The organism is Streptococcus sp. 2020WUSS084, from assembly GCF_044427445.1.
GTDB classification, from domain to species: Bacteria; Bacillota; Bacilli; order Lactobacillales; family Streptococcaceae; genus Streptococcus; species Streptococcus suis.
The window spans coordinates 98,260-121,065 of record NZ_JAOTGC010000001.1; the positions used below are offsets into that span (position 1 = coordinate 98,260).

Sequence of the window (22,806 nt, forward strand, 5' to 3'; positions counted from 1 at the left end):
ATATGGTTTTAGAAAATAAATTTGGGATTGAAGATTCGGCTGAATTAGCCCGTCTTGAAGAACAAATCAGCAAGAAAAAAGCAGCTCAACTGTTCGAAACTGGTCAGTTATTCCAGATAGAAGTTGGGACTTTTGCAGGTTTGGCACACATTCATCAGGCTTTATTTAAGGATATTTACGACTTTGCAGGTAAAATTCGCGATGTCAACATTGCCAAAGATAATTTTCAATTCGCTCCACGAATCTTTCTTGAGCAGTCTTTAACCTATATCGACAAGCTACCTCACGAAACTTTTGATGAAATTGTTGAAAAATATGCGGATATGAACATTGCTCACCCTTTCCGTGAGGGAAATGGTCGTAGTATGCGTATCTGGTTGGATTGTATGCTACGAGATAGTTTGGGCAAGGTGGTTGATTGGAATAGTATTGATAAAGATGACTATTTCAATGCGATGATTAGAAGTCATGTATCAACAGGCGAGCTTAAATATTTATTATTTAAGGCATTAACAGAGAATCTTGATCAAGCAACATATTTCAAAGGCATCGATCAATCCTATTACTACGAGGGTTACAACCTTTATCGTATTGAGGATTTGTAAATCTAGCATAAACAAATGATGTGAGGTGTTTTATGCCATTAAGAGTAAAATTAACTGACCGTTTTCAAAAACGGTTGTCTGAATGGGCTCGAAAGCGCAAGCCATTTAAAAATAAACAGGAGTTGGAAGAGAAATTTGACCAAGCATTGAAGATTTGGCAATCTTCCAAAACTCGGCAACATGCAGAAAACTTGCTATCTGAGCAAGGAAAATTAGAACATTTTTTACATAGCACGGAACGGAAACTGTCTCGTATGCCTTTTGGTGGAGATAAATTTGCGGCTATTCCAGGCTTGATTTCCATGGTGCGAAGCTATATCCGTAGAGATTACAGCAAGTTACCCAAAGGGACAATCCTCGCAATTATAGGTGCTTTGATTTATTTTTTCAGTCCTATTGATGCCTTACCAGATTTCATCCTTGGAGCAGGTCTACTTGACGATGCCTTTGTCCTTAATGCCTGTTTGAAATTAATCAAAGCAGATGTCGAGGACTTTAGAAGCTGGCAAGCAAGCCAGTGGAAAGTGGATGAGTAGCTCTGCTAAAGTTTTTAAGAAAAAAGCCAACTATCGAGCAACTTAAGAAAGTTCCGTATGCTTCTCAGCATACAGAGGTTCTACGTTCAATTTGGCGAGCAGATGTGCCTAAATACGGGATTTCTTCTACTTTACAAGGTGAATTACTTCGACAATTAGAAAAACTTCGCTGGGAAGCTCAAGCAAATGGCAATGTCAATTGGTGTGAAGAGCACTCAGACTACTGTCGATTCATAAAGGAGACTCTCTATAAAGGAAAAGTCCTTTCTTCTCAACAGAAGCAAGAGTTAGTTTTAATAATGGATTATCTAAAATCGTGTGGTGAATATGCTCAAGCTTATCAAGAAAATTTGATTGATGATGAGGAACTAGAAATTGAGAAATTAGCATATGTTGATGATAATCTTTATGATAGAGTAGGGGATATGATTGCTTTCTTTTATCAGAGAACTTAGGTAAAGAACTAATGTTTAGCTAAGGAGAGGCTGGGCAGAAAGTCCAGCCTCGCTTCTCAGAGTTCGAGTCAACATCTCAGCGCAGTGGTTGATTGGCAGATTTGTTCGTGTTTCCCACTCCCAATCTGACCTAATCAACTGTGCGGGGGTGGAAAGACGAACTCTTTTTAGACTGGTCGAGTTCTTTCCCACTCCCGAAGGTCTCTTCCGTTCTCACTACTTAAGGCGATTATCAAAAAAAGTAAAAAAGAAAATTTTTCGACAAGAAACAAAGAAAGGAATGTTCAGCTAGTCTGTCTAACTGAACACGGGACTGAATCGTCCCTTTGTATCTTAATTTATGTCTAACATTCAAAACATGTCCCTTGAGGACATCATGGGAGAGCGTTTTGGTCGCTACTCCAAATACATTATTCAGGAGCGGGCCTTGCCGGACATTCGTGACGGTCTAAAGCCCGTGCAACGTCGGATTCTTTATTCCATGAATAAGGACGGCAACACTTTTGACAAGGGCTACCGTAAGTCTGCCAAGTCAGTCGGGAATATCATGGGGAATTTCCACCCGCACGGTGATTACTCTATTTATGATGCCATGGTCCGCATGAGTCAGGACTGGAAAAACCGCGAGATTTTGGTGGAGATGCACGGAAACAACGGTTCCATGGACGGCGATCCGCCTGCGGCGATGCGTTACACCGAGGCTCGCCTGTCGGAAATGGCTGGCTATCTCTTGGCTGACATCGAGAAAAAGACGGTGCCATTTGCCTGGAACTTTGACGATACGGAAAAAGAACCCACTGTGCTACCAGCTGCCTTCCCTAATCTCTTGGTCAATGGAGCGACAGGAATTTCAGCAGGGTACGCGACTGACATCCCGCCGCATAATTTGGCGGAGGTCATCGATGCCGTTGTTTACATGATTGATCATCCGACAGCTAGCTTAGACAAGCTAATGGAGTTCCTTCCTGGACCAGACTTCCCAACAGGTGCCATTATCCAAGGGGCTGACGAAATCAAGAGGGCCTATGAAACTGGTAAGGGCCGTGTCGTAGTCCGTAGCCGTTGTGAAATCGAGCAACTCAAGGCTGGCAAGAAACAGATTGTCATTACTGAGATTCCTTACGAGGTCAACAAGGCTGTTCTGGTTAAGAAGATTGATGATATCCGTGTCAACAACAAGGTGCCTGGTATTGCTGAGGTGCGTGATGAGTCAGACCGTACAGGTCTGCGGATTGCCATTGAGCTGAAAAAAGACAGCGATGAGCAAACCATTCTCAACTACCTTTACAAATATACCGACTTACAAATCAATTACAACTTCAACATGGTGGCCATTGATAACTTCACACCGCGTCAGGTCGGCTTGCAGAAAATTCTGTCTAGCTACATCGCCCACCGCCGTGAGATTATCATTGCCCGTTCTAAGTTTGACAAGGAAAAGGCAGAGAAACGCCTCCATATCGTAGAAGGCTTGATTCGTGTTATTTCTATTTTGGACGAGGTCATTGCCCTTATCCGTGCCTCTGAAAACAAGGCGGATGCTAAGGAAAACTTGAAAGTCAGCTATGAGTTTAGCGAGGAACAGGCAGAAGCAATCGTGACCTTGCAACTCTACCGCTTGACCAATACCGACATTGTGACCTTGGAAAATGAAGAAGCAGGCTTACGCGAGCAGATTCAGACCTTGGCAGCCATTATCGGTGATGAGCGGACCATGTTCAATCTCATGAAGAAGGAACTGCGTGAGGTTAAGAAGCAGTTTGGCAATCCTCGTTTGAGTGAATTGCAGGATCAGGCAGAAGCGATTGAGATTGACACCGCCAGCTTGATTGTCGAAGAAGAAACCTTTGTCAGCGTGACCAAGGCAGGCTATATCAAACGAACAAGTCCGCGTTCCTTCAACGCCTCAACCCTTGAAGAAATGGGCAAACGAGAGGATGACCAGCTGATTTTCTTGCAGAATGCCAAGACAACCCAGCATCTCCTGCTCTTTACCAATCTTGGAAATGTTATCTACCGACCTGTCCATGAACTGACAGATATTCGTTGGAAAGATATTGGTGAACACCTGAGCCAGACCCTAATGAACTTTGATACCAATGAAGAGATTATCTTCGCTGAACTGGTTGAGAATTTTGAAGAGGGAACTTATTTCGCGGTGACTAAATACGGTCAAATCAAACGTGTGGAGCGGAAGGAGTTTGCTCCATGGCGGACTTACAAGTCTAAGTCAACCAAGTATGCCAAACTTAAAGATGCGGATGATGTGGTCATAACTGTATCGCCTGTAGTTTTGGACGACATCATGCTCATCACAGAAAAGGGCTACGCTCTGCGATTTAACATCGAAGAAGTGCCAATCATCGGTGCCAAGGCGGCCGGTGTCAAGGCGGTCAACCTCAAGGATGGGGATGTGGTGGCTGCGGCCTTTATCAGCAATACCAGCTCCGTCTATCTCCTGACCCAGCGTGGTAGTTTGAAGCGGATGGCGGCGGAGGAAATCCCTGTGACCAGCCGTGCCAAGCGTGGTTTGCAGGTGCTTCGCGAACTCAAGGCTAAGCCTCACCGTGTCTTTGCGGCGGGTCCAGTCTTGACGGACCAGGGAGATTTTGACCTCTTTAGCACAGCAAATGAAGATGAAACGACTAATCAAATCCTTCACGTGCAGTCCAAAACAGGCAAACTCTATGAGGTTGATGTGACCCAGCTTAGCCTGTCTGAACGCACTAGCAACGGTAGCTTCATTTCGGATACCATTTCTGATGAAGAAGTTTTCAGAGCCTGGATAGACTAAAAAGATGAAAAGATTGCTCGCAAAGCAGTCTTTTTGCTATACTGTAGAGGAGGTAAATGCTATGAAAATTATCAAATTATTTTTCAGTATAAAAGTCTATCTATGGCTTGTTCTGTCCTTCCTTCTGTTATTGTGTGGTGTATGGGGATATGGCTATCTCTCTGGCGAAAGGAGCAGTCAGCAGGAAGTGAGTGTTCATACAGCTATTGAATCTGTCGAGCAGGTCAATGAACTAGTATTTCTAAATACAGCTGTCCAGAAAATTGTGACCGCTAAAAACTACACGGTCTTATTTGGTCAAGAAATGCCTTTTTCAGAAAAATCAGCCCTCTTAATCATCAAGTACAAGGCAAAATTTGGTATCAAAAGTCCTGTATCCATTGAACATCTTTCTGAAAATCGGTACAAAATTACCCTTCCAGCCTTTGAAGTCATTGGATTGGAATTAGATGCAGAAGAACCTTATACCTTATATGATAAGAGCGGTGAGATACTGAGTTTTGCGACAGAAGAAATCGATACTGCCCAACTCATCACAGATGAATTTCAGTCAGTAGAGCAAGAAAAGTTTTTAGCAGATTATCAGGATGACATAAAAGAGTCAGCCAAAACCTACTATCAAAATTTATTTAGTGCTATCTCACCTGAAATTCAACTAGAATTTGTTTTTAAAGAGTAAGGTGGAGCCCGACGCCACTTATCAGAGTTCGTGTCAACATCTCAGCGCAGTGGTTGATTGGGTTTAACAGTCCAGTGGACTGTTAAAGGTTGGAGATAAGATTTGCGAAGCAAATCTCAGCAATTCGTGTCTTACACTCCAAATTCGACCATTACGACTGTTGCGAACAAAGTTCGCTTCATCTCCAACCTTAAACTGTCTCCCAGACAGTTTGAGCTGTGCGGGGGTGGGAGTGAAACAGTCTGAGGATAGACTGTTTCATCTCAACAACTAGAAATAAAGACTTGTTGACGAACTCTTTATTAGACCAGTCGAGTTCTTTCTCACTCCCTTTTCTTATATTCACAAAATTTTCTGAATTTTTAATTGAAAATCACTTTCAAAAGTAGTAAAATAATAAAAAATGAATTTGGAGAAACTATATGACAGCGAACATTGACTGGGAAAACCTTGGTTTTTCTTATATGAAACTACCTTATCGCTTCATCGCTCATTTCAAAAACGGCCAATGGTCTGAAGGGCAATTGACCGAAGATGCGGAACTGCACATTTCAGAAAGCTCACCAGCCCTTCACTATGGTCAGCAGGCCTTTGAGGGCCTTAAAGCCTATCGCACCAAAGAGGGAAAACTCCAGCTCTTTCGTCCAGACCAAAATGCCGAGCGCCTGCAACGGACAGCTGACCGCTTGCTCATGGAGCCTGTACCGACTGACCTTTTCATCAAGGCCTGTAAAGAGGTGGTCAAAGCCAATGCAGACTACGTTCCTCCCTATGGAACTGGTGGTACCCTTTATCTCCGTCCGCTCCTGATTGGTGTCGGCGACATTATCGGCGTCAAACCTGCGGAAGAGTACATTTTTACCGTTTTTGCCATGCCGGTTGGCAACTACTTCAAGGGTGGTTTGGCTCCGACCAACTTCCTCATTCAGGACAAGTACGACCGTGCAGCACCAAATGGAACAGGGGCGGCTAAGGTTGGTGGTAACTACGCGGCATCACTCTTACCGGGCCAATATGCCAAAAAGCAGGGCTTCTCAGATGTCATCTACCTGGACCCAGCTACCCACACCAAGATTGAAGAAGTAGGGTCTGCAAATTTCTTTGGTATTACAGCTGATAACGAGTTTGTCACACCGATTTCACCATCAATCTTGCCGTCCATTACCAAGTATTCTCTCTTGTATTTGGCAGAGCATCGTCTGGGGATGAAGGCAGTGGAACGAGAAGTCCTTGTCGAAGAATTAGACCAGTTTGTCGAAGCAGGAGCTTGCGGAACAGCTGCAGTCATCTCACCAATTGGTGGTATCCAGATTGCAGACAAACTCCATGTTTTCCATAGTGAAACAGAAGTAGGACCTGTCACTCGTAAATTATATGACGAATTAACAGGTATCCAGTTTGGTGATATTGAAGCGCCTGAAGGCTGGATTGTCGAAGTAGAATAATTTCAGAAGGCTTGCACTTGCAAGCTCTTCTCTTTTTTTGTAGAATAGTAAAAGTGAGGTTTGAAAATGAGTAAAAAAGATAAAAAAATTGAAATTCAGATTGAAGATAGCAAAGTTCTTGTCAATAGAGAAGAGTTCCCTGGCTACCGCCTTGTTATAGGTAAAAAAGTAATTGGAGAAATTGCAGAATTGGCTGAAAATAACTTTGCAGTTATTAAAAATGGAAATACCGAAAGCTTTTACAAAAAATTAGAAAAAGCAGTCGGAAATATTATTGAAAATTATAATTTAAGTCACTAAAAGGCTTGTAATAGTCGCTATTTTATGTTAGAATAGTAACTGTTAGTGCACGGAGAGATAGCGAAGAGGCTAAACGCGGCGGACTGTAAATCCGCTCCTTCGGGTTCGGGGGTTCGAATCCCTCTCTCTCCATTGAACAGGATACAAAGGACGTTAAGAAATCCGTATGAAAATAGGAAACTGACGTAGTGTGCTAAACACAAAAGGAAGTTTATCTTTTTCACTAGGATTTTAGTCCGTGTTCAACTAAGATACGAGAGATGTTCTGGTTTATCAGAAATTTCTGTAGAAAATTAGGAGACTGACGCTGAATGTTAACACTCAAGGAAGGCTATCTATTTTCCTAAGAAATTAATATCGAGTTCAATTTCTTGTGATTAGTAAATAAATGAATTGTATCTATTTTTTGGGGTATCGCCAAGCGGTAAGGCAAGGGACTTTGACTCCCTCATGCGTTGGTTCGAATCCAGCTACCCCAGTAAAGGTACTAGATATAGTCTAGTTCGTCAAAGATGTCTAATTGTTGTTGTCCTTGCGTGTGCCTTAAATAAAATATATTTTATGTTGGGTCGAAAGACCTGATTGTCGGAGGTTTTTTTATAATGAACGAATTTGAAGATTTGTTGAACAGTGTAAGCGAAGTTACACCTGGTGATGTGGTAACTGCAGAAGTATTGACAGTTGATGCTGGTCAAGCAAACGTAGCTATCTCAGGTACTGGTGTTGAAGGCGTATTGACTCTTCGTGAGTTGACTAACGACCGTGATGCTGATATCAACGACCTTGTAAAAGTTGGTGAAACACTTGAATTGTTAGTACTTCGCCAAGTTGTTGGTAAAGATACAGACACTGTTACTTATCTTGTATCTAAAAAACGTTTGGAAGCACGTAAAGCATGGGACAAGCTTGTTGGTCGTGAAGAAGAAGTTGTTACAGTTAAAGTAACTCGTGCCGTTAAAGGTGGTCTTGCAGTTGAATTTGAAGGTCTTCGTGGTTTCATCCCAGCTTCAATGATCGACAGCCGTTTCACTCGTAACACTGAGCGTTTTGTAGGTCAAGAATTTGATGCTAAAATCAAAGAAGTTGATCCTGCTGAGAACCGTTTCATCTTGTCACGTCGTGACGTTGTTGAAGCAGAAGCTGCAGCTGCACGTGCTGAAGTATTCGGTAAATTGGCAGTTGGTGAAGTTGTGACTGGTAAAGTTGCACGTATCACAAGCTTTGGTGCATTCATCGACCTTGGTGGTGTAGATGGTTTGGTACACTTGACTGAATTGTCACACGAGCGTAACGTATCTCCTAAATCAGCTGTAACAGTTGGTGAAGAAGTTGAAGTTAAAGTTCTTGCAATCGATGAAGTTGAAGGTCGTGTATCATTGTCATTGAAAGCTACACAGCCTGGTCCATGGGATGGCGTTGAGCAAAAATTGGCAGCTGGCGATGTCATCGAAGGTAAAGTAAAACGCTTGACTGACTTCGGTGCTTTCGTTGAAGTATTGCCAGGTATCGATGGTTTGGTACATATCTCACAAATTTCACACAAACGTGTTGAAAATCCAAAAGATGCTTTGTCAGTAGGTCAAGAAGTAACTGTTAAAGTTCTTGAAGTAAACGCAGCTGATGAGCGTGTATCACTTTCTATCAAAGCTTTGGAAGAGCGTCCAGCAGCAGTTGAAGGTGAAGAAAAAGCTGAAAAACGTGCTCCACGTCCACGTCGTCAAAAACGTGAAGAAAAACGTGATTACGAATTGCCAGAAACTCAATCTGGATTCTCAATGGCTGACCTTTTCGGTGACATTGAATTGTAATTCATATAAAAACTTGCCTTGTGCAAGTTTTTCCTTTCCACCCTTAGTGTAATGGATATCACGTAAGATTCCGGTTCTTGAGATGGGGGTTCGATTCCCTCAGGGTGGACTAAATTGAAAAGCCTGGATTAACAGGCTTTTTTGTTATATTATATCAAGGAGGCATGATATGTTACATTTTGAAAATGACTATAATAAAGGTGCCCATCCTATCTTGCTAGAAGCCTTAGTTGCAAGCAACCAAGAAGGTTTATCTGGATATGGCACTGATAAATATACTGAATCTGCTATCGAAAAAATTAAAGTGGCAACTGCCTGCCCTCATGCACAAGTTACGTTTTTAGCAGGTGGCACTCAGACCAATCAAATTGTCATTTCGTCTATGTTAGCTTCCTATGAAGGAGTCATTGCAGCGGATACTGGTCATATTGCAGTTCATGAAGCGGGGGCAATTGAATTCACAGGCCATAAAGTGTTGGCCTTACCGCATACGGATGGCAAACTTGTTGCAAGTGAAGTTGAGAACTATATTTCCGATTTCTACGCAGATGCTAATCATGCCCATATGGTTCATCCTGGTATGGTCTATATTTCCCATCCAACAGAGTATGGTACACTTTATAGCAAGTCAGAGTTGGAAGAATTATCCCAAGTTTGCCGCACCCATAATATTCCGATTTTTTTAGATGGAGCTCGTTTGGGTTATGGTCTTGCTGCTCGTGAAACGGATCTTGATTTGAAGACAATTGCAGAGCTGACAGATGTTTTCTACGTTGGTGGGACAAAACTCGGTGCCTTGATGGGGGAAGCTTTGGTATTTACAAAGAACAACCAGCCAAAGAATTTCGTATCGATTGTCAAACACCATGGTGCCTTGTTGGCGAAAGGAAGAGTGGCGGGTGTCCAGTTTGATTGCTTATTTACTGATGACTTGTATCTTGAATTGGGGCGTCATGCTATCGCAATGGCAGAGCAACTGATCCAGATTTTGGAAGAGAAAGGCTTTCAATTCTATCTCAAATCCCCGACCAATCAGCAATTCGTTATTGTTAAGAATGAAGAATTGACTAGATTGACAGAAGCTGGAATTGCCTATGGCTTCTGGGAAAAATACGACGATAGCCACAGTATCATCCGCTTTGCGACCAGCTGGTCAACTAGTCAAGCAGATATTGATGAATTGAGAAATAGATTATAGTAATCAAAAAAGAAAGGGTTAGCCTTTCTTTTTAGTCTGTAAATAATGATAGCGATAAACTGCATAACGTTCAATAAGGCGGTAGCCTATTCCTCCTGCGATTGCATGTACAATCAGGGCAATGTGCAATTCTAGTGGTGCTTTTATAGTGATACCAAATAGAATACCGATTACAGTCCATCCTAGTATCACCCACCATAAGTACTTAAGTGGAGCATACTGACCATCCTGGTCTTTAACTTCACTGGAAACCCTGATTGAACAGCCGGTTAATACTCCCATGGGGAGCAATGAACGAGTATCAAATGGTTCTGGTAAAAATGACGATAAGGCGAAGATTTGTATAAGCGCAAAAATCAGTAGCCAAACGAAAATCGGCGTTTTTAGAATGACGTATTTCATATTGCCTTCCTCCTGAAATTAGTATATCAAATCCAAGAAAGCAAAACAAATATTTTTGTTCTATTGATTAGAAGTCGTTTCGGATGCCCCACTAGTTACCTCTGTATTAGTGCTGGTTTCTGTCGTTATCTCCGAAGCTTGGGTAGTAGACGTTTCTGTAGACGAGGAAGATGCAGTAGACTCTACTGAAGAGCTGGTCTCGGTTTGGGTTGAGGATGTTGTTTCGGAGCTTGAACTTGTTGAATCTTGTACTTCTGTTAATGGATTGTCGCTTGATGATTGGCTGGGGCTAGTGACGCTGGATGATGAAATGGTAGTACTTGGAGATGTTGAGGATGTTGCAGGTTGTGCTGTAAAGCTGTAGATAGTGATGCAGGCAGTGATAATCCCTAAAATAGATCCGATAAAGGTTAAATATTTTTGAAAATTAGTTAAAGCAGCCGGTTTTTTATTTGTATTCTTACGTGTATTCATGATGTACCTCCACCTTTAGTTTAAGATAGGAAGTTTAAAACTATCTTAAAGAGTGGAAACAAGATGTGAAACGTGATAAAATAGGACTATTGCAATAAAAGGAATATAAAAAATGATCTATTTTGATAATGCGGCAACGACACAGGTCTATCCAGAAGTTCTCAAGACCTATACGGAAGTGGCGACAAAAATCTGGGGAAATCCCTCTAGCCTCCATAGTCTAGGCAGTCAGGCAACCCGTATTTTGGAAGCATCTCGCAAGCAAATCGCAGAATTGCTTGGCAAGGATAGCAAAGAAATCTTTTTTACCTCAGGTGGTACGGAAGGTGACAACTGGGTCATCAAGGGAGTGGCATTTGAAAAGGCACATCTGGGCAAGCACATCATCGTGTCAGCAATTGAGCATCCAGCGGTAAAAGAATCAGCGCTTTGGCTCAAAACGCAAGGTTTTGAGGTTGATTTGGCTCCGGTCAATGCCCAAGGTTTTGTGGATGTTTCAGCCTTAGAAAGCTTGATTCGTCCAGATACCACACTGGTTTCAATCATGGCCGTCAATAATGAAATTGGTGCCATTCAGCCCATTCAGGAAATATCTCAACTGTTAGCTGATAAGCCTACCATTTCTTTCCATGTGGATGCTGTGCAGGCTATCGGTAAGGTTCCGACGGAAGGGTATTTGACAGACCGAGTTGATTTTGCTAGTTTTTCAGGTCACAAATTCCACTCTGTCAGAGGAGTAGGTTTCGTCTATGTCAAAGCTGGCAAGAAAATCGCTCCGCTATTGACAGGAGGAGGACAGGAAAGCGACAAACGCTCAACTACTGAAAATGTGGCTAGTATCGCAGCAACTGCTAAGGCGCTCCGCTTGACCCTAGATAAGGCGACAGACAGCCAGAAGCGACTGGCAGCCATGAAGCATATCCTTGTGGATGAATTGGGCAAATACCAAGATGTGACAGTCTTTTCTGGGCTAGAGGACTTTGTGCCAAGCATTGTGACATTTGGGATTAAGAATATTCGTGGCGAGGTCATTGTCCACGCCTTTGAAGATCACCAGATTTACATTTCGACCACCTCAGCCTGCTCGTCCAAGGCTGGAAAACCAGCTGGAACACTGATTGCCATGGGTGTTCCGCAGAAGTTGGCTCAAACTGCCGTCCGTATCAGCTTGGATGATGACAACGATATGGGGCAAATCGAGCAATTCCTCACGATTTTCAAACAAATTTATCAGAACACACAGAAAGTAAGGTAGAATGAACTATTCAGAAATTATGATTCGCTATGGCGAATTGTCAACCAAAGGGAAAAACAAGATGCGGTTTGTTAACAAACTCCGCAATAATATCAAGCATGTCCTTTCTGTTTACCCAGAAGTGACGGTTTATTTTGACCGTGACCGTGGTCATGTCTATTTGAATGGGGCAGATTATCAGGAAGTTTCAGCTTCTTTGAAGAAGATTTTTGGTATCCAAAATTTCGCACCGTCTTATAAGATTGAAAAGTCTGTTCCAGCCTTGAAAGAGGCGGTTGTGGAGATTATGCAGTCCATTTACAAGGAAGGGATGACTTTCAAGATTGCGGCACGTCGTAGTGACCACAGTTTTGAATTGGACAGCCGTGACCTTAACCAAGTCCTTGGAGATGCGGTTTTCACAGCCATTCCAAATGTGCAAGTGCAAATGAAGTCACCAGATATTACCTTGCGAGTGGAGATTCGTCCTGACGCTGCTTATATTTCCCATGAAGAAATCAAGGGAGCGGGCGGTCTTCCAGTTGGTACATCTGGCAAGGGTACGCTGATGCTATCAGGTGGTATTGATTCGCCTGTTGCGGGCTATTTAGCACTTAAACGTGGGGTTGAAATCGAAGCCCTGCACTTTGCAAGTCCGCCTTATACTAGCCCAGGTGCGCTTAAAAAAGCCCATGATTTGACTCGTAAATTGACTGCCTTTGGTGGTAATATCACCTTTATCGAAGTGCCGTTTACAGAAATTCAAGAAGAAATCAAAGAAAAAGCACCTGAAGCTTATTTGATGACCTTGACACGTCGCTTCATGATGCGGGTTACAGACCGAGTACGGGAAGAGCGTGGTGCCATGGTTATTATCAATGGTGAAAGTCTAGGACAAGTGGCAAGTCAGACCTTGGAATCCATGCAGGCTATCAATGCGGTGACAAATACACCTGTTATCCGTCCTGTCGTTACCATGGACAAGTTGGAAATCATTGATATTGCTCAAGAAATTGATACATTTGACATTTCCATCCAGCCATTTGAGGATTGCTGTACCATCTTTGCCCCTGACCGTCCAAAAACCAACCCTAAAATTAAAAATGTCGAGCAATACGAAGCCCGTATGGATGTTGAAGGCTTGGTGGAACGAGCTGTGGCTGGGATTATCGTAACTGAAATCACACCGAAAGAGGAAGTGAAAGACGAAGTGGATAGTTTAATTGAAGACTTACTGTAGAATTCAATTGTTTTGGCATACATTTAAATCCAGCTATTGCTGGATTTTTTAGTTCGAATCGTTCGGAAAAATTGAATTTGTATGATATAATAAGACTTCAGAAAAATACAAAGGAGTTATTATGAAAAAAGGAGCACTAACAGGATTACTCCTGTTTGGTATGTTTTTTGGTGCAGGAAACTTGATTTTCCCACCTGCACTTGGTGTCTTATCTGGTGAGAATTTCTGGCCAGCTATTTTAGGGTTTGTCGTATCGGGTGTCGGTATTGCTGTTGTTGCCTTGATTGTCGGTACATTAAACCCAAAAGGCTATGTGCATGAGATTTCTCGTAAGATTTCACCGACTTTTGCAACGGTCTATCTTGTTGCCTTGTATTTGGCCATCGGTCCTTTCTTTGCCATTCCGCGTACGGCTACAACGTCCTTCGAAATTGGTATTGCGCCATTATTGGGCGATGCGAATCTTGGTCTATGGTTGTTTGGTTTTACAGCTCTTTACTTTGTGGCAGCTTATCTGATTGCCCTCAATCCGTCTCAAATCTTAAATAGTATCGGACGTATTCTGACACCAGTCTTTGCCGTTCTGATTGTGATTCTGGTGGTGCTGGGTATCTTCAAGTATGGTTCGACTAGTCCACTACCAGCAGCAGAAGCCTATTCAGCTGGACAGGCGTTTGGTACAGGATTTATCGAGGGATACAATACACTCGACGCACTTGCTTCTATTGCCTTTAGTGTCGTAGCAGTAAATACCTTGAAACAACTTGGTTTCTCCAACAAGAAGGAATATGTCTCAACCATCTGGTCAGTTGGTCTTGTTGTGGCCCTAACTTTCTCAGCTCTATATGTCGGTTTGGCTTTCTTAGGAAATCATTTTCCTGCGCCTGCTGATATTTTGGCGTCCGATACCAACAAGGGTGTTTATATTCTTTCGCAAGCAACACAGGCTATTTTTGGTCCAAGTGCACAAATTTTCTTGGCAGCTATGGTTATCGTTACTTGCTTTACGACAACGGCTGGCTTGATTGTTTCTTCAGGTGAATTTTTCGCTGAGCGCTTCCCACGTTTTAGCTACAAAGTATATGCGACAATTTTTACTTTGATTGGTTTTGGGATTGCCAACCTCGGTTTGAACAATATCATCACTTTCTCAGTTCCAGTTCTTTTGGTTCTCTATCCAATTACTATCTGTATTGTCTTGATTACCATTGTTAACAAATTTGTACCGCTTTCCACTTATGGTATGCAATTAACTGTGGGAGTAGTGACAGCTTTGTCATTGGTAGAAGTGTTAGCAGGACAATTCAACTGGACTGCTATTTCAAAAATCATCTCAGCTCTGCCATTGGCAGGACAATCATTAGCATGGTTATTACCAGCTCTTGTCGGAATCGTCCTCTCTCTATTCTTACCAAACAAGCAGGAGAGCGAAGTTTTCGAAATGTAAGAAAAATGATACAAAACACTTGCATTTGCAGGTGTTTTTGTTATAATAGGAGTGTTGACTATGCACACATCCTGTGCAACCGCACGAATACCGTTCTTTCGTTGAGAGTAGAGTAAGTGGTTCGTCCCACGGTACTAGGCGAGTCTTCACATCAAATTCGGGCAAGGCCCTAAAATCCATAGGAGGTGCATAATGAGCACATACGCAATCATTAAAACTGGCGGCAAACAAGTTAAAGTTGAAGTCGGTCAAGCTATCTACGTTGAAAAATTGAACGTTGAAGCAGGTCAAGAAGTTACTTTCGAAGAAGTAGTTCTTGTTGGTGGTGAGAAAACTGTTGTGGGTACTCCACTTGTAGCAGGCGCTACTGTTGTTGGTACTGTTGAAAAACAAGGTAAACAGAAAAAAGTTGTTACCTTCAAGTACAAACCTAAAAAAGGTAGCCACCGCAAACAAGGTCACCGTCAACCTTACACAAAAGTTGTTATCAACGCTATCAACGCTTAATCGCGTAGCTTGAAGCAATCATTACAGAAATTCGGAGGAATAACATATGTTAAACTTGAATCTTGCTAACTTGCAATTTATGGCCCACAAAAAAGGTGGAGGTTCAACGTCAAACGGTCGTGACTCACAAGCAAAACGCCTTGGTGCGAAAGCTGCTGACGGCCAAACTGTATCAGGTGGTTCAATCCTTTACCGCCAACGTGGTACAAAAATCTACCCAGGAGCTAACGTAGGTCGTGGTGGAGATGACACTCTTTACGCTAAAGTAGAAGGCGTTGTACGCTTCGAACGTAAAGGTCGCGATAAGAAACAAGTATCTGTTTACCCAATCGCAAAATAAGTCTGAAAATGGCTTAACAATAGGCTTTCCGAGTTGTTTTCGGAGAGTCTATTTTTGTAATTTGATTTTGATATTTTTAAAAGTGTACGATAGAAGTGATTCGAGACGGCAATATCTTCTCTATAGGATAAAAATATTTTGCCTTCTGCACTGTTGCGCTTCCTATAATGTCTACGTTCAGCAGTAGATGAAATGTTCAGAGGAAGTGGTATAGGTTCCAACTTAGTAAAATTAGCCATCGATGATTTGGCGAACAGAAATTCCAAAGCCTTTTAAATTGCAGTTGAATAAGAGAAATTGGGAACCTGGAAGTTATATAAGAGAAGAATAGTCTATTTGCAAAAACGCAAGAGTTCAGCAAATTCTTGCGTTTTTTGATATAATGGTAGAAGCAGTTTTAAGAGGTATCAGGTATGAATATTCAACAATTACGCTACGTTGTAGCCATTGCCAACAGTGGTACTTTTCGGGAAGCAGCAGAGAAAATGTACGTTTCCCAGCCTAGTTTGTCTATTTCCATTCGTGATTTGGAAAAAGAGTTAGGTTTTCAAATTTTTAGCCGAACTAGTTCAGGAACTTTTTTGACACAAAAAGGGATGGAATTCTATGAGAAAGCTCAGGCTTTAGTTAAGGGATTTGATCAGTTTGAGCATCTCTATTTGCAACCTGAAGAAGGTGAGAAGACTTTTTCAATCTCAAGTCAGCATTATGATTTTCTTCCCCCATTGATTACGGAGTTCTCTCGTAGCCACCCGCAGTACCCTCATTTTCGCATTTTTGAATCGACTACAGTACAGATCTTAGATGAGGTTGCTCAAGGTTATAGCGAGCTTGGTATTATTTATTTGAACGAGAGAAATACAAAAGGAATCATGCAGAAATTGGATAAACTTCACTTGCAAGCTGTAGATTTGTCTGCATTTCAGACTCATATCTACCTTCGTGAAGATCATCCTTTGACGAAGAAAGCTGAGATTGAGCCAGCAGATTTGGTAGGTCTACCTACCGTACGGTTCACTCAAGAAAAAGAGGCTTATCTTTATTATTCCGAGAACTTGATTGATACGTCGGATTCCTCGGTTGTGTTTGATGTGACAGACCGTGCTACTTTGAATGGAATTTTGGAGCGTACGGATGCCTATGCAACTGGTTCGGGCTATCTTGATGATGAGAGTGTCAATGGCATTACAGTAATTCCTCTCAAAGGAAAGGTAGACAATCGCATGGTCTACGTTAAACGAGCCAATGATGAACTTAGTTCTTGTGCCAAAGACTTTATTGAAACCATGCAGGCATATTTTGATAAGAAGAAGGATGAAAATGCGTAAAATTGGATTTCCATTTTTGATGGTAGTATTAATTGGTCTGGACCAGCTTGTAAAAGCTTGGACAGTTGCCAATGTTGAATTAGATACGGTAACGGAATTTATACCAGGATTGATGAGCTTAGCTTATCTAAGAAATTATGGTGCGGCCTGGTCGATTTTACAAAATCAGCAGTGGTTTTTCACGATAATGACAATTGTTGCCGTGACAGGCCTAGTGTGGTACTATATCAAACAGATCAAGGGCAATATCTGGATTTTATTCAGTCTGTCTTTGATGATTGCTGGTGCTCTTGGGAATTTTATTGATCGTCTTAGATTGGGATATGTGGTGGACATGTTTCACTTGGATTTTATTAGTTTCCCTGTATTTAATGTAGCAGATATTTGTCTGACAGTTGGTGTAGGTATTTTATTTATTTGTATTATGAAAGAAGAGAGTAATGGAAGTAAGAGTTGAGGTTGGTGGCATTCGTTTGGATAAGGCATTGTCGGATTTGACGGATTTGTCTCGTTCGGTTGCAAATGAGCAGATTAAGGCTGGTCAGGTTTTGGTCAATGGAGAGCCTAAAAAAGCTAAATATAGTGTGCAGGTTGGGGATGTCCTAACCTATCAAATTCCAGAAGTAGAAGAAATCGACTATGTTGCTGAGGATATTCCTTTAGAGATTGTCTTTCAGGACGAGGATGTTGCTGTTGTAAATAAACCTCAAGGGATGGTCGTTCATCCGTCGGCTGGTCACACGTCTGGAACGTTAGTTAATGCTCTCCTTTATCACGTAAAAGATTTGTCAGGTATCAATGGTGTTTTGCGACCAGGTATTGTCCATCGGATTGATAAGGACACATCTGGCTTGCTCATGATTGCTAAAAACGATGATGCCCATACAAAGCTTGCTGCTGAATTGAAAGATAAGAAATCCCTTCGTAAGTATTGGGCCATTGTACACGGCAATCTACCAAACGATCGCGGAGTAATTGAGGCGCCGATTGGTCGTTCTGAAAAAGACCGCAAGAAACAAGCGGTGACTGCCAAAGGGAAAGAAGCGGTGACACGTTTTCAGGTTTTGGAGCGTTTTGGTGACTACACTTTGGTGGAATTGACATTGGAAACAGGACGAACTCACCAAATTCGTGTCCACATGGCTTATATTGGTCATCCGGTTGCGGGGGATGAGGCTTATGGCCCAAGGAAAACACTAAAAGGGCATGGCCAATTTCTTCATGCCAGAACGCTTGGATTTACCCATCCGAGAATTGGCGAAGTTGTTGAATTTACGGCAGAAGCGCCAGCTATTTTTCAGGAGGCACTTGAAAAACTGCGCAAGGCTGAATAATAGTATGAAAACCTTATCATCTTGCCCATTTTTTCAACAAATGCTATACTAGAACATGAAAAATGTTAAGGAGAGTAAGAATGGAAACTTTACCAAATTGTCCAAAATGTAATTCTGAATATGTCTATGAAGACGGTGCCCTCTTGGTTTGCCCTGAGTGTGCTTACGAGTGGAACCCAGCAGATGTAGCTGAGGAAGAAAGTGGACCTGTTGCAATTGATGCTAACGGTAATCGTTTGGCGGACGGCGATACTGTGACGCTTATCAAAGATTTGAAAGTGAAAGGTGCGCCTAAGGACCTTAAACAAGGTACACGTGTTAAAGGCATCCGTATCGTTGAAGGCGATCACAATATTGATTGTAAAATCGATGGTTTTGGTGCCATGAAGTTGAAATCTGAATTTGTTAAGAAAATCTAAGAGAGAGGACTGGTTAACCAGTCTTTTCCTGTTTTTGAAAGGATATTATGAAACATCAAAGTATTTTGTTTTACAGTAGATGCCTGTTAGCCATTTTAGCCATCACAGGTACCGCCTTAGAAATCATTAAATATGGTATCGGGATGCTCATGTATTATACGGTACAATCTAATTTATTGGTATCTCTGTTCGCTGTCTATATGGTATATGCCATGAGTAAAAGTGTGGATTTACAGACGTCACGTTTTCTTCGGATAAAGGCTGCTGTAACCATGTCTATCATGATTACCTGTGTAGTCTATCACTTTATGTTGGCACCTTTGGCAGACGATTTCTGGCGACTTGAAAATCTACTCTGCCATTATATTGTTCCCTTATATTTTTTGTTAGATACCCTAATAGTAGATCGTCAGCAACAGTACAAGTGGTTTGACCCGATTTGGTGGACGCTTTTGCCTGTTCTCTACATGATTTTTGGTCTAGTGAATGGTCTTTTCATAAAAATTCCAATCCCAGATGCTAAGGACAGTCCTTTTGCTTATTTCTTTCTCAATGTCCCTAAGTATGGTTGGACCTATGTTTTGACTTATGCTGGAGTCATCTTTGTCGCCTATCTAGTCTGCGGTTTTCTATTGGCGGGACTAAAATCCATAAACCTTAAGACTTCATTGTCTTTTGGAAAAAATTCTCAGTAAAATCCGATAATTTCTATATTTTTTCAGAAAAAAATTGTCAAGGCTGAGATTTTATGCTATACTCTGCTTAATAAATCCTTTAAAACCTGTCCAGAGAGGCAGACAAGGAGTCGGATGTTAAGCAGGTTGGTTCTAACTAGCCTATATTTTCATAGTCTCCTTGTATAAGGAGACTTTTTCTATACTTTTGGAGGTCTTATGAAGACAAAAGAAATCGTTGACGATATGACTATGAAACGGGCAATCACCCGCATCACTTATGAAATTATCGAACGGAATAAGAATTTGGATAATATTGTCCTTGCAGGGATTAAAACACGGGGTGTTTTCATTGCAAAGAGGATTCAGGAGAGACTTAAGCAATTAGAGGGTATCGACGTTCCGTTGGGTGAGTTGGATACCAAGCCATTTCGAGATGACATGAAGGTAGAAGATGATACGACAAATATGACTGCCAATGTCAACGATCGTGATGTTATATTAGTAGACGATGTGCTTTATACAGGACGAACTATTCGTGCTGCTATTGACAACATAGTGTCCTTGGGCCGTCCAGCTCGTGTTAGTTTAGCGGTACTTGTGGATCGTGGACACAGGGAGTTGCCTATTCGAGCAGATTATGTTGGGAAGAATATCCCAACTAGCCGTTCTGAAGAAATCATTGTGCACATGGCTGAAATCGATGGTCAAGACGCTGTCCTTCTGGTTGAAGGTGCATAGTCGCTTCGTTTACAAATTCTCATTCTACATCTAGATCATAAAGGTAGGTATCATCATGACAATTACAAATGGTAAAGTTTCACTCAAACACTTGGTTACAATGGAGACCCTCTCAAATGAAGAAGTATTGGGACTCATTCAACGTGGTATTGCTTTTAAACGCGGTGAAAAGGTAGAGTTGGATCGGAAGTACTATGCTTCTAACCTTTTCTTTGAGGATTCAACTCGGACGCATAAGTCTTTTGAAATGGCGGAGCTTCGTTTGGATATGGGAATGATTGACTTTGATGCTCGTACCAGCTCAGTCAATAAGGGTGAAACCTTGTATGATACCATTTTGACCATGTCGGCACTTGGGGTAGACATCTGCGTGATTCGTCACTCGGAAGTGGATTATTACAAGCAATTGATTGATAGTCCTACCATTCAGACTTCAATTGTCAATGGTGGTGATGGTTCAGGTCAACACCCAAGCCAATCCCTACTTGATTTGATGACTATTTATGAAGAATTTGGAACTTTTGAAGGTTTGAAGATTGCCATTGCAGGTGATATTACACACTCACGGGTTGCTAAGTCCAATATGCAAATTTTGAAACGTCTGGGAGCTGAGATTTTCTTTGCTGGACCGGAGGAATGGTACGCAGAGGAATTTGATGTCTATGGTCAGCATTTGAATATTGATGATATTGTGGAAACGGTAGATGTACTGATGTTGCTCCGTGTGCAACACGAGCGTCATGATGGTGATGGTGGTTTTTCTAAAGAAACTTATAACCGTTTGCATGGTTTAACAGAGGAGCGCTACAAACGCTTGAAAGATACTGCAATTGTTATGCATCCGGCCCCTGTTAACCGCGATGTTGAGATTGATGATCAATTGGTAGAGGCGCCAAAATCACGTATTGTCCGTCAAATGCAAAATGGTGTATTTGTCCGGATGGCGATTTTGGAAGCAATTGTCAATGGCAAGGCTTAAAAGTAAGCTGTTCAGGTATCTTAGAACTGAGCAGTTAGAAATTTGTTAGACTTATCTTATTTAATGTCGCTCAGAGAGGCGACGAATAGAAAGGCAAGGGACAGGTCAATGGTTGCGAGCAACTCATTTCCCTACGCCTGGGAGTGGGAAAGAACTCGAAAAGTAAAAAAGAGTTCTTCAACAAGTCTTTAATTTAAGTTGTTGAGTTGAAACAGTCTATTCCCAGACTGTTTCACTCCCACCCCCGCATAGTTCCAACTGTCTGGGAGACAGTTGGAAGTTGGAAATAGAGCGAACAAAGTTCGCATCAGTCGTAGAGGTTAAATTTGGAGTATAGAATACGAACAAATTTACCAATCAACCACTGCGCTGAGATGTTGACACCTGCTCTTAGAAATGGTGATATACTTTAAGGCTATCCCTTGCACTAGTTTGTACAGTCAATTATTATCGAATTGACAGTACAAACGTCGGACTATTATTTAATTCTATCCGGAGAGATAGAAAATAGAAAGGAGAAGATACAGGTTCGAGTAAGATTTGATTTTTATATTCGAACACGCCCTAAGGACTGTGTAAAAAAGATAAATATCGTCTTGACGCTTGTAGCGTCGGCGTCGAATTTCCTATTTTCACTTTGTCCTTTTAACGGGCTTTGTATCATAGATTATGTCAAAAAGACGTTTGATTTTAGAGGATGGCACTATTTTTGAAGGGGAGGCCTTCGGTGCTGATATTGATGTGACTGGTGAGTTGGTTTTCTCAACTGGGATGACAGGTTATCAGGAATCTATCACGGACCAGTCTTATAATGGTCAGATTTTAACCTTTACCTATCCCTTGGTAGGAAATTACGGAATTAACCGTGATGATTACGAGTCAATCAAGCCGACTTGTAAGGGAGTGGTTGTCAGTGAGTGGGCTCGTCGAGCAAGTAACTGGCGTAACCAGATGACCTTGGATGAATTTTTAAAGGCTAAGAAAATTCCAGCAATTTCTGGAATTGACACACGCGCCCTAACTAAAATTATTCGTCAGCACGGTACCATGAAGGCGACTCTTGCAAATGTCGGTGATTCTGTTGAGCATTTGACAGACCAGTTGAGAGCGACTGTTTTGCCAACCAACAACATCCAGCAAGTATCGACTAAAACAGCCTATCCTGCACCTGGAGTTGGACGTAGTGTCGTTCTGGTTGATTTTGGATTGAAACATTCTATTCTTAGAGAGTTAGCCAAGCGTGATTGCAATGTGACAGTTGTCCCTTATGATACGACTGCTGAAGAAATTCTTGCCCTCCATCCTGATGGTGTCATGCTATCAAACGGCCCAGGAAATCCAGATGATGTTCCAGAAGCGCTAGAAATGATTCGTGGGATTCTTGGGAAAATTCCAATTTTTGGTATCTGTATGGGGCACCAACTCTTTGCTAAGGCTAATGGGGCAACGACTTATAAAATGAAGTTTGGTCATCGTGGTTTCAACCATGCTGTTCGTGAAATTGCAACAGGTCGAGTGGACTTTACCAGTCAGAACCATGGTTATGCAGTGGCTCGTGAAGATTTACCTGAATGTTTAATGATTACTCATGAAGAAATCAATGACAAATCAATAGAAGGGGTACGCCACAAGTACTATCCAGGTTTCTCTGTTCAATTCCACCCAGATGCTGCACCTGGTCCACATGATGCCAGCTATTTGTTTGATGAATTTATGGAATTGATGGATTCGTTTAAAAAAGGGCAGTAAGGTTTAACCACTATCGAGCTAAACCTTACTGTGTCGGACTATTATTTAATTCTATCCGGAGAGATAGAAAATAGAAAGGAGAGTGGGTGTTCTGTTGCTCGGATTTTGTAATTGAATT

General features: G+C 41.8%; 25 protein-coding genes, 3 tRNA genes and 1 other annotated feature. Of the genes, 26 read left to right on the forward strand and 2 right to left on the reverse strand.

From position 1 onward, the window contains the following. Positions 1 to 2 precede the first annotated feature (2 nt). The 12 genes from fic (at position 3) to ODU50_RS00505 (ending at position 9,820) form a co-directional block, all read left to right on the forward strand. The gene (gene fic / locus ODU50_RS00450; protein WP_398581254.1) at positions 3 to 605 is read left to right on the forward strand and encodes a protein adenylyltransferase Fic; all 603 of its coding nucleotides are present in this window, start codon (positions 3 to 5) and stop codon (positions 603 to 605) included. 32 nt (positions 606 to 637) lie between these two features. Further along, positions 638 to 1,141, forward strand: coding sequence for a YkvA family protein (locus ODU50_RS00455; protein WP_024401695.1), 504 nt, complete (start codon positions 638 to 640; stop codon positions 1,139 to 1,141). A 104-nt stretch (positions 1,142 to 1,245) separates the two neighbouring features. Then, a complete protein-coding gene (locus ODU50_RS00460) occupies positions 1,246 to 1,596 on the forward strand; it encodes a hypothetical protein (protein ID WP_398581255.1) in 351 nt (116 codons plus the stop codon). Positions 1,597 to 1,936: 340 nt separating this feature from the next. Continuing rightward, positions 1,937 to 4,390 (forward strand): DNA topoisomerase IV subunit A, encoded by a 2,454-nt coding sequence (gene parC, locus ODU50_RS00465; RefSeq protein ID WP_398581256.1) that lies wholly within the window; start codon positions 1,937 to 1,939, stop codon positions 4,388 to 4,390. 61 nt (positions 4,391 to 4,451) lie between these two features. After that, the gene (locus ODU50_RS00470) at positions 4,452 to 5,069 is read left to right on the forward strand and encodes a DUF4230 domain-containing protein (protein WP_398581257.1); all 618 of its coding nucleotides are present in this window, start codon (positions 4,452 to 4,454) and stop codon (positions 5,067 to 5,069) included. A gap of 422 nt (positions 5,070 to 5,491) precedes the next feature. Then, positions 5,492 to 6,514, forward strand: coding sequence for a branched-chain amino acid aminotransferase (locus ODU50_RS00475; RefSeq protein ID WP_171997297.1), 1,023 nt, complete (start codon positions 5,492 to 5,494; stop codon positions 6,512 to 6,514). A gap of 66 nt (positions 6,515 to 6,580) precedes the next feature. Beyond that, a complete protein-coding gene (locus ODU50_RS00480) occupies positions 6,581 to 6,814 on the forward strand; it encodes a DUF2969 domain-containing protein (RefSeq protein WP_012775068.1) in 234 nt (77 codons plus the stop codon). Between the two features lie 51 nt (positions 6,815 to 6,865). Continuing rightward, positions 6,866 to 6,946, forward strand: a tRNA-Tyr gene (locus tag ODU50_RS00485). Positions 6,947 to 7,221: 275 nt separating this feature from the next. Then, a tRNA-Gln gene (locus ODU50_RS00490) sits at positions 7,222 to 7,293 on the forward strand. Between the two features lie 123 nt (positions 7,294 to 7,416). Next, positions 7,417 to 8,622 carry a 30S ribosomal protein S1 gene (rpsA, locus tag ODU50_RS00495; protein ID WP_013730343.1) on the forward strand — a complete coding sequence of 402 codons (1,206 nt, stop codon included), beginning with the start codon at positions 7,417 to 7,419 and terminating at the stop codon, positions 8,620 to 8,622. Between the two features lie 37 nt (positions 8,623 to 8,659). Then, a tRNA-Arg gene (locus ODU50_RS00500) sits at positions 8,660 to 8,731 on the forward strand. Positions 8,732 to 8,791: 60 nt separating this feature from the next. Then, entirely contained in the window at positions 8,792 to 9,820 is a 1,029-nt protein-coding gene (locus tag ODU50_RS00505) for a threonine aldolase family protein (protein WP_398581258.1), read from the forward strand. An 18-nt stretch (positions 9,821 to 9,838) separates the two neighbouring features. Here ODU50_RS00505 and ODU50_RS00510 read toward each other — a convergent pair whose 3' ends face one another. Together ODU50_RS00510 and ODU50_RS00515 are read right to left on the reverse strand one after the other, a co-directional pair. Then, complete coding sequence (locus tag ODU50_RS00510; protein WP_105179460.1) at positions 9,839 to 10,222, reverse strand: hypothetical protein; 384 nt, start codon at positions 10,220 to 10,222, stop codon at positions 9,839 to 9,841. Positions 10,223 to 10,282: 60 nt separating this feature from the next. Beyond that, positions 10,283 to 10,696 (reverse strand): DUF6556 family protein, encoded by a 414-nt coding sequence (locus ODU50_RS00515; RefSeq protein ID WP_398581259.1) that lies wholly within the window; start codon positions 10,694 to 10,696, stop codon positions 10,283 to 10,285. Positions 10,697 to 10,808: 112 nt separating this feature from the next. Between ODU50_RS00515 and ODU50_RS00520 the strand changes: the two genes are divergently transcribed. The 14 genes from ODU50_RS00520 to ODU50_RS00585 all read left to right on the forward strand — a co-directional run bounded on the left by ODU50_RS00520 (position 10,809) and on the right by ODU50_RS00585 (position 22,688). Then, positions 10,809 to 11,951 (forward strand): cysteine desulfurase family protein, encoded by a 1,143-nt coding sequence (locus ODU50_RS00520; protein WP_136671632.1) that lies wholly within the window; start codon positions 10,809 to 10,811, stop codon positions 11,949 to 11,951. 1 nt (position 11,952) lies between these two features. Next, positions 11,953 to 13,170, forward strand: coding sequence for a tRNA uracil 4-sulfurtransferase ThiI (thiI, locus tag ODU50_RS00525; protein WP_014638031.1), 1,218 nt, complete (start codon positions 11,953 to 11,955; stop codon positions 13,168 to 13,170). A gap of 118 nt (positions 13,171 to 13,288) precedes the next feature. Continuing rightward, on the forward strand, positions 13,289 to 14,617 hold the full coding sequence (gene brnQ / locus ODU50_RS00530) for a branched-chain amino acid transport system II carrier protein (protein ID WP_398581287.1): 1,329 nt from the start codon (positions 13,289 to 13,291) through the stop codon (positions 14,615 to 14,617). A 67-nt stretch (positions 14,618 to 14,684) separates the two neighbouring features. Then, positions 14,685 to 14,773, forward strand: a sequence feature (ribosomal protein L21 leader region). A gap of 36 nt (positions 14,774 to 14,809) precedes the next feature. Beyond that, positions 14,810 to 15,124 carry a 50S ribosomal protein L21 gene (gene rplU, locus ODU50_RS00535; RefSeq protein ID WP_002941330.1) on the forward strand — a complete coding sequence of 105 codons (315 nt, stop codon included), beginning with the start codon at positions 14,810 to 14,812 and terminating at the stop codon, positions 15,122 to 15,124. 46 nt (positions 15,125 to 15,170) lie between these two features. Further along, the gene (gene rpmA / locus ODU50_RS00540) at positions 15,171 to 15,464 is read left to right on the forward strand and encodes a 50S ribosomal protein L27 (RefSeq protein ID WP_009909754.1); all 294 of its coding nucleotides are present in this window, start codon (positions 15,171 to 15,173) and stop codon (positions 15,462 to 15,464) included. Between the two features lie 192 nt (positions 15,465 to 15,656). After that, positions 15,657 to 15,740: a hypothetical protein gene (locus ODU50_RS00545; RefSeq protein ID WP_323755042.1), complete on the forward strand. Its 84-nt coding sequence runs from the start codon at positions 15,657 to 15,659 to the stop codon at positions 15,738 to 15,740. 137 nt (positions 15,741 to 15,877) lie between these two features. Beyond that, complete coding sequence (locus ODU50_RS00550) at positions 15,878 to 16,792, forward strand: LysR family transcriptional regulator (protein ID WP_023370460.1); 915 nt, start codon at positions 15,878 to 15,880, stop codon at positions 16,790 to 16,792. Next, a complete protein-coding gene (lspA, locus tag ODU50_RS00555; RefSeq protein ID WP_024400529.1) occupies positions 16,785 to 17,249 on the forward strand; it encodes a signal peptidase II in 465 nt (154 codons plus the stop codon). Before ODU50_RS00550 ends, lspA begins: the two co-directional genes overlap by 8 nt. Next, the gene (locus tag ODU50_RS00560; protein WP_105153010.1) at positions 17,233 to 18,126 is read left to right on the forward strand and encodes an RluA family pseudouridine synthase; all 894 of its coding nucleotides are present in this window, start codon (positions 17,233 to 17,235) and stop codon (positions 18,124 to 18,126) included. The genes lspA and ODU50_RS00560 overlap by 17 nt, the downstream gene beginning before the upstream one ends. 80 nt (positions 18,127 to 18,206) lie before the next feature. Continuing rightward, positions 18,207 to 18,545, forward strand: a complete 339-nt coding sequence (locus tag ODU50_RS00565; protein ID WP_012775074.1) for a zinc ribbon domain-containing protein YjdM — start codon at positions 18,207 to 18,209, stop codon at positions 18,543 to 18,545. Positions 18,546 to 18,592: 47 nt separating this feature from the next. Then, complete coding sequence (locus ODU50_RS00570) at positions 18,593 to 19,240, forward strand: Pr6Pr family membrane protein (protein WP_015646889.1); 648 nt, start codon at positions 18,593 to 18,595, stop codon at positions 19,238 to 19,240. A gap of 198 nt (positions 19,241 to 19,438) precedes the next feature. Then, positions 19,439 to 19,960 (forward strand): bifunctional pyr operon transcriptional regulator/uracil phosphoribosyltransferase PyrR, encoded by a 522-nt coding sequence (pyrR, locus tag ODU50_RS00575; protein ID WP_011922318.1) that lies wholly within the window; start codon positions 19,439 to 19,441, stop codon positions 19,958 to 19,960. A 55-nt stretch (positions 19,961 to 20,015) separates the two neighbouring features. Continuing rightward, positions 20,016 to 20,939 (forward strand): aspartate carbamoyltransferase catalytic subunit, encoded by a 924-nt coding sequence (locus tag ODU50_RS00580; RefSeq protein WP_014637995.1) that lies wholly within the window; start codon positions 20,016 to 20,018, stop codon positions 20,937 to 20,939. A 669-nt stretch (positions 20,940 to 21,608) separates the two neighbouring features. Continuing rightward, positions 21,609 to 22,688, forward strand: a complete 1,080-nt coding sequence (locus tag ODU50_RS00585) for a carbamoyl phosphate synthase small subunit (protein ID WP_105106366.1) — start codon at positions 21,609 to 21,611, stop codon at positions 22,686 to 22,688. The last annotated feature ends 118 nt before the right edge of the window (positions 22,689 to 22,806 follow it).